At 47.7% G+C, this 9207-nt stretch carries 15 protein-coding genes and 1 pseudogene; 3 read left to right on the top strand and 13 right to left on the bottom strand.

What is annotated here, in order from left to right:
• The first annotated feature begins 178 nt into the window (after positions 1–178).
• A complete protein-coding gene (locus INT22_RS00260; protein WP_193067453.1) occupies positions 179–637 on the top strand; it encodes a carboxymuconolactone decarboxylase family protein in 459 nt (152 codons plus the stop codon).
• A gap of 45 nt (positions 638–682) precedes the next feature.
• Positions 683–889: a YrhK family protein gene (locus INT22_RS00255; RefSeq protein ID WP_193059675.1), complete on the top strand. Its 207-nt coding sequence runs from the start codon at positions 683–685 to the stop codon at positions 887–889.
• 147 nt (positions 890–1036) lie between these two features.
• Here INT22_RS00255 and INT22_RS00250 read toward each other — a convergent pair whose 3' ends face one another.
• The 13 genes and pseudogenes from INT22_RS00250 to INT22_RS21955 form a co-directional block, all read right to left on the bottom strand.
• Positions 1037–1555: a GNAT family N-acetyltransferase gene (locus INT22_RS00250; RefSeq protein WP_193067452.1), complete on the bottom strand. Its 519-nt coding sequence runs from the start codon at positions 1553–1555 to the stop codon at positions 1037–1039.
• 63 nt (positions 1556–1618) lie between these two features.
• Positions 1619–2176: a dihydrofolate reductase family protein gene (locus INT22_RS00245; RefSeq protein ID WP_193067451.1), complete on the bottom strand. Its 558-nt coding sequence runs from the start codon at positions 2174–2176 to the stop codon at positions 1619–1621.
• A 15-nt stretch (positions 2177–2191) separates the two neighbouring features.
• Positions 2192–2902: an alpha/beta fold hydrolase gene (locus INT22_RS00240; RefSeq protein ID WP_193067450.1), complete on the bottom strand. Its 711-nt coding sequence runs from the start codon at positions 2900–2902 to the stop codon at positions 2192–2194.
• 287 nt (positions 2903–3189) lie between these two features.
• Positions 3190–3735 carry a nucleotidyltransferase family protein gene (locus INT22_RS00235; protein WP_193067449.1) on the bottom strand — a complete coding sequence of 182 codons (546 nt, stop codon included), beginning with the start codon at positions 3733–3735 and terminating at the stop codon, positions 3190–3192.
• Between the two features lie 92 nt (positions 3736–3827).
• A complete protein-coding gene (locus INT22_RS00230; protein ID WP_443589335.1) occupies positions 3828–4211 on the bottom strand; it encodes a GFA family protein in 384 nt (127 codons plus the stop codon).
• Between the two features lie 49 nt (positions 4212–4260).
• Positions 4261–4887, bottom strand: a complete 627-nt coding sequence (locus INT22_RS00225; protein WP_193067448.1) for a LysE family translocator — start codon at positions 4885–4887, stop codon at positions 4261–4263.
• 51 nt (positions 4888–4938) lie between these two features.
• Positions 4939–5316 carry a nuclear transport factor 2 family protein gene (locus INT22_RS00220; RefSeq protein ID WP_193067447.1) on the bottom strand — a complete coding sequence of 126 codons (378 nt, stop codon included), beginning with the start codon at positions 5314–5316 and terminating at the stop codon, positions 4939–4941.
• 70 nt (positions 5317–5386) lie between these two features.
• Positions 5387–5905 carry a class IV adenylate cyclase gene (locus INT22_RS00215; RefSeq protein ID WP_193067446.1) on the bottom strand — a complete coding sequence of 173 codons (519 nt, stop codon included), beginning with the start codon at positions 5903–5905 and terminating at the stop codon, positions 5387–5389.
• Positions 5906–6105: 200 nt separating this feature from the next.
• A complete protein-coding gene (locus INT22_RS00210; protein ID WP_226912294.1) occupies positions 6106–6450 on the bottom strand; it encodes a MarR family winged helix-turn-helix transcriptional regulator in 345 nt (114 codons plus the stop codon).
• A 197-nt stretch (positions 6451–6647) separates the two neighbouring features.
• Complete coding sequence (locus INT22_RS00205; protein WP_193067445.1) at positions 6648–7082, bottom strand: GFA family protein; 435 nt, start codon at positions 7080–7082, stop codon at positions 6648–6650.
• Positions 7083–7136: 54 nt separating this feature from the next.
• Entirely contained in the window at positions 7137–7562 is a 426-nt protein-coding gene (locus tag INT22_RS00200) for an N-acetyltransferase (protein ID WP_193067444.1), read from the bottom strand.
• Between the two features lie 217 nt (positions 7563–7779).
• Positions 7780–8340 carry a flavodoxin family protein gene (locus INT22_RS00195; RefSeq protein ID WP_193067443.1) on the bottom strand — a complete coding sequence of 187 codons (561 nt, stop codon included), beginning with the start codon at positions 8338–8340 and terminating at the stop codon, positions 7780–7782.
• Between the two features lie 32 nt (positions 8341–8372).
• A pseudogene (locus INT22_RS21955) lies at positions 8373–8806 on the bottom strand (VOC family protein).
• Between the two features lie 101 nt (positions 8807–8907).
• Between INT22_RS21955 and soxR the strand changes: the two are divergent.
• A partial coding sequence (soxR, locus tag INT22_RS00185; RefSeq protein ID WP_193067442.1) for a redox-sensitive transcriptional activator SoxR occupies positions 8908–9207 on the top strand: 300 nt, incomplete at its 3' end.

Below are 9207 nucleotides of genomic sequence, written 5' to 3'. Positions count from 1 at the left end.
ACGTCGTAGGATGAACGCTTACGCTACTATGACCAAGCCCACTTTACTCACGCCTTTCAATCACTCGCCTATGAAACGCCGGCCGCCTATCGCAAGCGTAAACTGTCGCAAATTTACAAGGCGTAAAAAAACCTCGACGTTAAGCTGAGCCCTCAACTTACTCACCGAGGTCGCTCACATGTCTACTCGTCTATCTCAGCAGTCAGTGTATCGCCTTGTCCCACGCCTAGCTAAAAACCTGACTGCATTAGGCAACGTTGCGGAAGATTCAACGCTTAATCGCACCATCGTTCACTTAGTCAACCTGCGTGTCTCGCAAATAAACCACTGCTGCTTTTGCCAACACATGCATTCCCAAGAGGCCAGAGACGACGGCGAGCATCAAGTTCGCCTAGACGTGTTCCCGGCCTGGCGGGAAGCCCCCTGCTTTAGCACACAAGAACGTGCCGCACTCGCCTGGGCCGAAGCACTCACACTCATCAGCCAACAGCCCTCCATTAGCGACGACACCTATCAAAACGCGTTAACTGCCTTTGGTGAGCAGGGGCTAATTGACCTAACTGCGATTATTGTTCAAATCAACAGCTGGAATCGGATATCGGTGGGCTTTCAGTTTGCACCGGACATCCGTATCTAAGCCATCTTAGATACTTGACAATAAAATTTCAGATGGGTAAATAAAATGAACAGTGTGACGAAACAGCGTCAACAGCTACCTAATATTCTGGGTCTCTTATCCAGTTTATGTTTTTTCTTTGGCAGTCTTTTATTCCTACCCGACAGCGCTTTCTATGCAACCGTAGGCGTATGGTGTTTTGTGATGGGCTCACTCATCATGTTTATTATTTACGCAATGAGTATGAAAGATACGGGCAAGAAATACGTCTAATTGAGCCAATACTCGACGTTAAGATAGCCGCTGGGTTTTCATCTACCTAGCGGCTTATAAAAGGCCATGTGGCGAGCCCCCCTATGCATGGCTCGCTAGCACTTCCAGCTCTCAGTATTCGGTATAACCATCAAACGCTCGCCGCGTTCACAGCATTGCTGGCAACGTTAACCGGTACAACCTCACTGGGCGACCGTGGAATTCGATAGTATCAAACTGACTAAACCCTGCCTTCTCTGCGACCTTGAGTGATGCACCATTATCAGGCTCGATAATAACCACCACGGAAGCGAGTTGCTTCTGGCTAAATGCCACACTGAGTACCGCTTGCACTGCTTCAGTCGCCAAGCCCATGCCCCAGTATTGTTTAGCCAGCCGATAACCCAGCCCGATTTCCTCTACACCATTAACCTCTTCGGGGCTAACACCGCAAAAGCCAACAAGCTTATCAGTTCCCCTCTCAACCAAAGCCCACGGCCCAATACGGTGAGATATATAACACTCCAAACACCAGTCGATAAATCGCCGCGTTGCGGCTTCATCACAAACGCCTCGGATCGAGTGCTTCATGACGTCAGGATCACTGAGGATCTTGGTCAATTCGGGAACATCGTTTAAGGACAACGTTCGTATAACCAGACGCTCCGTTTCACAAATTTGCACCATTTTCTCCTTGGCACGATGCCCAAAGCCGCTGTTGCTGCGGTACTGCTTAGGCAGCCTTGAAAATCAACTTACCTTGTATTTCGTTTGAATAAAATTGTTTGGGAATGCGATCGCTTCGGCCTCTTCAAGCCTAATCTGTTGGTTAAGGCTTCCAAAAAGAGCTATACCGCCACCTAAAAGAATAGGTGCTTTTGTGATGGTCATTTCATCAATAAGCCCAAGATTGAGAAACGAGGTTATGGTTGAACCACCATCTATATAGACATGTTCAAACCCTTTGCTTTCTAGGTCAGCCATTAAGTCTTGAACCTCACCAGCGTACATTTCTACCTTGCCTTGCAGGTTTTCAGGAGGCTCGCTGATTGAATGGCTAAGCACGACAATATGAAGGTCACCGTATGGCCATTGGTCAGGCGCTAAATTCATACTCGAAATAACGTCCATGCACTTACGCCCCATCACCATACAATCAACGGAGTCAATAAAGCTCTGAAAGCCCATGTCGGGGTTCTCACACATATCTGCCTCTAAGTTGCCAGCGGTATGAAGCCAATCAACTCCTCCATCTGGGGTCGCAATATATCCGTCAGCACTTGTTGCTATATAGACAGAGCACTTCATAAACATCCCCGTAATTTACAAACCATGACCAAGTGCCAACTTAATGTGTGTAGAGAATTTCTCTGGACTTTCTTGAGGCAACATATGCCCTTCACCAACAACTTCGTTAATCACAGAGTTGACTAACAAATGAGCGGTTTGTTGAGCAATAAGCCTAAACATATCACGCGTTTCCGCCCCATAACCTATAACGATTGGAGCACTGATTTTGGAGACCAACTCAGCGTTTATAGCTGGCTGCTCTTGTTGATTCAGCTGGTGGGTTAACGTGTACGCTTTAGAAATCTGCAACGCTTGGATACTTTCGTCCTGAGTAGAGAAATAACCTTCTCTATTGCCTGAACCATCAATTAAGTGCTCAACCGCTAATTGCATATTTCCAGCATGAAAATTTTCAAAAACCGGACTAAACATGGCGTTGGCATCCGACTGCCAAGCATCCATTTTCTCTCCTTGTAAACAGCCTGGATAACCGGGCTCGTACAGGAACACGTTGGACAACGCTAAGTCATGTGTCACCAGCATATTAATGATGACATCCGCCCCGTAAGACCAACCAACAATATTAATGGGTTTATCTTTCGCCAAGCTCGACAGGAGTTCAGCTAAATCATTGGCATGTGTATTGAGGCCAAAATCACCTGAGCAAGGTTTACCAAAGTGCCTCAAAGTAACAGAAACCACCTCATAGTCAGCTTTCAGGTATTCAATATGAGGAAGCCACATAGCACTATCGTGAGCGCCCCATGAACCAGCACTAAGTACTCACCGGTTCCCTCTTGAAAAGAGTCCATTACAGTCATTCCTAAATCGGTAGCAAGATTTCCCTGTGCCCCAACTAGCACGGGATTGAGCACAAAACAGCACCTGAGAATGCCCTTAGAATCTAGGTCTGCTATTTTCCAGCAGTTAAGAATAAAGCTGCCGCTCTTCGCAATGCATTAACAACTCATTAAATTAACAGATGCTGTAGCATGGTAAGCGAAGCGCAAGGCCACTGCCGATGTCTACCATTAAGCCTTTACCACCAACTTTGGCCAAGTTTGAAGCCACCGCTTATTGTATACCCGAGCTTCAAAATCCGTTCGTTTTGGCCGTTTTGGATTTAATGTAATGGTGTAGCCAAACAGTGGCTCAACGCCAAAAGGAGCCACAATTATTACCTCTCCGTTGTCATCCAACGCTGCGCCTACAGCAGTTTCTACTTCTACCCAGAAACTCATGGCATCTTCGGTTGACGTATACGGATAATCCCTATTTCGCTCGTGCATTCTTGCTTGATTCTTTACTGACCAGGGAAAGATTGAGACGTCCCTTAATCCTTGCTCGATCTCACGATCACGAGAATCACTTACGTCGTCAGAGTCGAAGTAAATTAAATCAATGTCGTTCAATGGCGTACTCGCTGCAAAGTCATGTAGCTTGTCCCACACCAAATTTCTAACGAACCCAGCAGCGAGACACCAACCCGGCAACTTCTGCGCAGCCGCGATAGTCAGCGCCTCCATGCGATCAGGATCACCCATTATCCATTGCTTGATCAGCATTTCATGATCCATCTCTATACCCTACCAATGCGCCTATTTTGAATTGCTGGGTGGTGCTGAACCATCCAACGCTGGACACGTTATAACTCCCCCTACCCCTGCTGCTACAGATCAGATTCATGATTGATACCGTCACTAACCGGTACATCATCCAAATCACAGGGGTTAACGCCTTCCAAGCACCCAACATTGAACCCATATACATTGGGGTTCGAGCGCGTTTGGTGGTGGGTATAGATGTCGCAATGTGCGCAGAAGTAGTGCTTTGCGACGCTCGAATTGAACTGATAAAGCTTTAGATGCTCGGCGCCGCGGAGAATACGAAGACCGTTCAATGGTACATAGGCCATAACAGCGCCTTTGCGCCTGCAAATAGAGCAGTTACACCTTTTCGGGTCAACAAGACCCTCAGGCAGATCGAGTTCGAGCTCCACCATGCCGCAGTGGCAGCTAGCTCTGCGTCTAGGTTGAATGCTAGCTCCGCCCACTTGCTTGACCACAAGCCTTCTCCCTCGTATCTATCGCTGGCGAGGCGTTTTATAAGTTAGCATCAACTTCCTTCATCCCTAGAAGCACCGCTGCGCCAATCAAAAACGATCCAGATACCTTACCTAAGTACTGGCGTGCTGATGACTTTAGTTTCGTACTAATCCATTCAGCTGATTTACCGTAGGAAAACAAGAAAACCGCATCCATGATGAGATACGTAGCACTCAGTATCGCAAACTGATGCAGAAGGGGCTCAGATGGGTTGATGAACTGTGGAAAAAGAGCAGCGAAAAAAATAACGGCTTTAGGGTTTGCGGCTGAAGTGATGAAACCTTGCCAAAACAAGCTTTTTTTCGACCGTCTCTGATTCGCCACACCTACATGGCCCCCACTCTTTGAGAAGATCAACCTTAGGCCTAAGTACGATAAATATGCCACCCCCACCCACTTCACAACGATAAAGAAATCACTGGATTGCTGAACAATGCTCACCAAACCTATCGAGGCGACAATCATCTGTAAAAAATTGGCTGACAAATCGCCAGCGGCGGTAAATAGCGACCGTTGGAAGCCATTGCTAACGCTATTAGAAAGCATCAGAAGCTGGCTAGGGCCCGGTGTACTCATCAAAATGAGTACAGTGCTAACGTACAAAAGCCAAGTTTCCGTTCCCATAGCCCCTCACTTTTCACAATTGAAGTGTGTAACGCCCGCAAGCTCGACGAATTAAGGCTGAACCTCAAAAGGAGAAATGGCCGTGCCTTGGTTGTAAACCATTTTCCATTCACTTCCCTCTTTCCGCCATATTGATGTTCGCCGAGAATAGCTTGTACCTAAGCCGTTTTGACGACTGATAGCAACCCTATAAAAGAGCTGAATGAGATCAGCGCTCAATCTCCGATGTTCAAAGTCCTGAGATATAGCCGACCATGCGGATTCCTGAGGCAAACAATCAAGGACACGATCTAACCCGAAAAAATCGCCTGATGCTCCGATCTCCAGGAAATCCGAGGATAGCAGAGACCGTAGTTTCACCGCTGACCTGCGCACCTCGAAGCTAAGCAAAGCTCTTTCCTTTTCTATCAGATCCGCTTCGATTTCCATAGCTGATTACCCTTACGTCTAAACTCGACAACCTTCGCTGCTCATTGATTAGAGCCTGTAGAATAAATGGTTAGCTCCCCTTTTCCTTAAGCAAGTCGACATAAGCGCCTTCAATGAGCTGGGATAACTCGATACCGAGCCGATCCAATAGGCGGTGCGCGACTTCCGCACTGGACTGTGATGACTCACTGGAGGAAACTACCACTTCGAGTTCAAGAAAGTGTCCAAGGCCCTCCACTCTATCGAGATGTACACGAGTCCTGTCAACAAGATACAACGTGCGGTGTTTTCGAACACGACCAGCTTCACCATAAGCCAGCGCAAGCGTCTCTCGCAACGCCTCAGGCTCATCGGTTTGCGAGCGAACATAAAATGATTCTTTCGGCCCAGCCTGATTGGCGCGTCGGTAAAAAATGAGTTCGCCGTGCTTTTCTGAAAACACCCGAAGCTTCAGCCGACCAGCCTCACACTGGAAGAAAGTATCGTCTTGCAATATCTCGGTTGGCCCATTGTCCGCGATCTTAGCCACCCTGGACTCGAGCGCTTCAATGTTGTCGATACGTGCTTTGATCTCAATATTTCTGGCCATGGTAAGTGCCTCCGCCGCTTTCAGTGGCTTGTTCGGTGCAAACCCTTGAAATCTGCTGACTGGTCTATCAAGAGTCAATGCCCGGTGGGCCAGCAAAACTACAACACTACCTTTAACAGTTTATAAAACTCATCCACCTCTTTCTTATCCAGTGGTTCAAGCAATGCGGCAGAAGCGTGTTTAAACGAAACTTGCGCATCTTAATAAATGTTTGTCCCAGCAGTGGTAAGTGCCACCAGGCTGACTCTGGCATCACGAGGGTTTTCATGCTTCTTAACCAGCCCTATTTTCTCCATAGGATTTAAAAGGCGAGTAACCCCTGATGGGCTCAACCCGACCTGTTCAGCAAGATCGCTACGGCGTACTTTTTGATTAGGTGCGGTGTATAGCTGATTGAGAACCAGATAATCGGACAGGCCAATACCATACGCGGAAAGCGCACTGCCAATCCGTTTTTGGATTTTACTTTGCAGGCTGATCACACTTAACACCAATTCTGCCTCTATACTTTCCGGCATAGCCATTACTCTTGCGAGATCAAACATATCGCAAATAACTAGCCGTTAGCGGATGCTGGTAGTTTACAACCGGTTGAGAATCTCACTACACAGCGCAGCAATCGACCTGCCGGAGTCCAAACGCTTCTTCATGCCCAATCTTCTTACGTATAGGATCGGACTCTAAAGTGTAGCGCCACTCAATCTGGGGGTGACGTCGACCCCACCGTGAATTCGGCTTGCATTCAACGGTTTCGCCTCTGCAATGCCTGATTAAGCGACTCCAAACTATCAGGGCCATCATCTAACCGATCACTGCTGCATGACGCTAGTTCCCATGTCGCCGATGAGGTCAAATGTAGATGCACTGCGACGCATGATCCCGTCTCCCCATCGAGCAGTCCAGCGGGGATCCATATCAGGTCAGTGTCTCTCAATTTATTTGGCACTGAGCTACCACAGGCCGAACAAAAGTCATTCCGATAACCTGTTGGTTTTTGAAAAGAGCGAATATTGGCTTGACCAGAAATCCACTCGAAGCACTTCTCGCTTACAAACGTAGCGGCATTCGCTGAAGAACCCGTCGTTTTCCGACACAAAGAACAGTGGCATTGATAGAAATTTGGTAGCTCTCCTTTGATGCTGAACTTCACCTCTCCACAGAGACACACACCTTTCATTCAACACTCCTATAATACTTCACATCCAACAGCTCACACTAACGCGACATTGTGTTAGCAGTAACACTCCATGACTAACTCAGGATGGCCTGTTTGTTTATCAACTTGCTCACCTAATGAAATAAACCCCTGCTTTTTATAAAAGCTGATACTTGGAGTATTTTCCTGGTAGACCGATAGTTGCAAGCACTCCCTTCGGCTCTTGGCATCATCAAGCATAGCTGCCCCCACACCTCGCCCCTGCAAGCTTGGCGACACAAAAACGGCAGCCAGCGTATTTCCGTATAAACTGTAGAACCCAGCTATCTGGTTCTCAGATTCAAACACAAAAGTCTCCGAGGCAGGAATATAAACATCACGCATTTCGTTAACCTTTGACGCCCAAAACTCCGCTTCAACAAAAGCATGCGCTTTAATCGATGCTGAAAGCCAGATCTCCAAAATCTGGTCAATATCCGTCTGTCGGTATTTGCGAATCATCTAAACGTTCCTTATTGATGGTCAGATGAGCACACAATAGCTTGTTTTTATTCGCTATTCCTGGGCTCCTTAAGGCTCGTTTCTCACCATGCGTTACCCCGCGCTACGATTTAGCCACTGATTGAATTAGCCGGCTTTGTATTGCGCGGTAAGCGTAACGCATCCGCAAGGGTGGTCTGTCGCAATAACACCTGCTGCGCGCCCAAGTGAACAACCTTTATGCCGCAAACTTCTTGCTGACTTGCGCCACCCGCTGGCCTAAATAACGCGCGGCTAGTAAGTCCGTTTCATTTAATACGCCGTCTGTTGAATGAGCGATAAGCCCAGATTGTGCTCCCAGCCGGTTACGCATACCTGGATCGTAGTTGCCCGGTATATCCAGGCCAACCCAGCACATGCCATGCTGATTCGCGAAAACTTGCATGTACTGAAGGGTATTCAACTGATCACCGCTTAAGTTAGCACCAATAGTAAAACCAGCGGCAATCTTGTCTGCCCATAACTGTTTAGCCCAAAGCTCACTCGTGGCGTCACTAAAGGCTTTAAATTGGGCTGACACACAGCCCATATAGGTGGGAGAGCCAAAGACTAAGGCATCGGCCTTGTCTAATTGCTGCAGTAGCTCGGTGTTACAAAAACGCCCTTCAACAATATCTGCGCCAACGATTTCTATTTGAATAGCATCAACCCCAGGCTGTGCTGCCGCTCCAGCAGCGACAGCCTGCGCGAGTTGCTTAGTACTGCCTAAAGCAGAATGAAACACAACGGCAACGTTCATTACACTGACCCTTTCCGTTACTGTACGACTGGTTACTGAGCATCGCGGTTTAAATTTCGCTCGGCTGGGATGTCGCTCAGGTACTCGACAAACTCCACTTCAAAACCCGCCGGATCGACAAAATAGACATTTTTCCGAAACGGCTCTATAGCGCCAGGTTTGGCAATGGCATAGCCCGCGTTATTGAGCCTAGCGACAACGGCATCAAGGTTATCGATCACATAAGCAAAATGGGCCAGTCCAACGCTGTGACCTTTCAAATCGCGGTTCCCCGGTTCTTCCCTTCGCCGTGATCGCTTAACGCCAAGTAATTTTCATCGTCACCAAAGTGCACCCATTTACGCGGTTTGCCATACCACTCGCCATGGCCTTCATCCCGCACCCGCCAGTGTGGAAAAACTGCCCGGTAAAAATCCAGCATGGCATCCATATCAGTAACCACCAGATTAACGTGTTCTAAGTACATAAGAGACTCCTTGCGTTAAGTGAGATGCCAGGGTAAAACCTCAACTTAAGTTGAGGTAAAGTGGTTTGTGGAAAAAATGGCAAAAAAATATGAGGTGAGTAATGGCAGAAGCAATTTGGAGTGTTGGCAAGGTTGCCAAGCGCTGCGGCATTAAAGTAAGCACCTTGCACTTTTACGAGCAGCAAGGGCTGATCCACAGCTGGCGTAATGCGGGCAATCAGCGGCGTTATAAACCAGAAGTACTAAGGCGAATTTCGGTGATAAAAGCAGCACAGAGAGTTGGCGTCAGCCTGGAGGAAATAAAGCAGGCCTTTGAATCATTACCGAATAACCGCACGCCAACAGTTGAAGACTGGCAGCTGCTTTCAAAAAACTGGCAGCAGATGCTTGATGGCCGAATT

It is taken from the genome of Halomonas sp. 3D7M (genome assembly GCF_014897885.1).
In the GTDB taxonomy this organism is placed as follows: Bacteria; Pseudomonadota; Gammaproteobacteria; order Pseudomonadales; family Halomonadaceae; genus Vreelandella.
Note: the sequence above shows the minus strand (reverse complement) of the source record. Positions and strands in the feature narration are given on the sequence as shown.

What these genes read in the sequence shown, in the direction of transcription:
- INT22_RS00235 (WP_193067449.1), bottom strand. Translation starts at nt 3,735, where the DNA reads ATGGATCATGAAATGCTGATCAAGCAATGGATAATGGGTGATCCTGAT.
- INT22_RS00225 (WP_193067448.1), bottom strand. Translation starts at nt 4,887, where the DNA reads ATGGGAACGGAAACTTGGCTTTTGTACGTTAGCACTGTACTCATTTTG.
- INT22_RS00220 (WP_193067447.1), bottom strand. Translation starts at nt 5,316, where the DNA reads ATGGAAATCGAAGCGGATCTGATAGAAAAGGAAAGAGCTTTGCTTAGC.
- INT22_RS00205 (WP_193067445.1), bottom strand. Translation starts at nt 7,082, where the DNA reads ATGAAAGGTGTGTGTCTCTGTGGAGAGGTGAAGTTCAGCATCAAAGGA.
- INT22_RS00210 (WP_226912294.1), bottom strand. Translation starts at nt 6,450, where the DNA reads ATGTTTGATCTCGCAAGAGTAATGGCTATGCCGGAAAGTATAGAGGCA.
- INT22_RS00195 (WP_193067443.1), bottom strand. Translation starts at nt 8,340, where the DNA reads ATGAACGTTGCCGTTGTGTTTCATTCTGCTTTAGGCAGTACTAAGCAA.
- INT22_RS00245 (WP_193067451.1), bottom strand. Translation starts at nt 2,176, where the DNA reads ATGAAGTGCTCTGTCTATATAGCAACAAGTGCTGACGGATATATTGCG.
- INT22_RS00250 (WP_193067452.1), bottom strand. Translation starts at nt 1,555, where the DNA reads ATGGTGCAAATTTGTGAAACGGAGCGTCTGGTTATACGAACGTTGTCC.
- INT22_RS00215 (WP_193067446.1), bottom strand. Translation starts at nt 5,905, where the DNA reads ATGGCCAGAAATATTGAGATCAAAGCACGTATCGACAACATTGAAGCG.
- INT22_RS00255 (WP_193059675.1), top strand. Translation starts at nt 683, where the DNA reads ATGAACAGTGTGACGAAACAGCGTCAACAGCTACCTAATATTCTGGGT.
- INT22_RS00200 (WP_193067444.1), bottom strand. Translation starts at nt 7,562, where the DNA reads ATGATTCGCAAATACCGACAGACGGATATTGACCAGATTTTGGAGATC.
- INT22_RS00240 (WP_193067450.1), bottom strand. Translation starts at nt 2,902, where the DNA reads ATGTGGCTTCCTCATATTGAATACCTGAAAGCTGACTATGAGGTGGTT.
- INT22_RS00260 (WP_193067453.1), top strand. Translation starts at nt 179, where the DNA reads ATGTCTACTCGTCTATCTCAGCAGTCAGTGTATCGCCTTGTCCCACGC.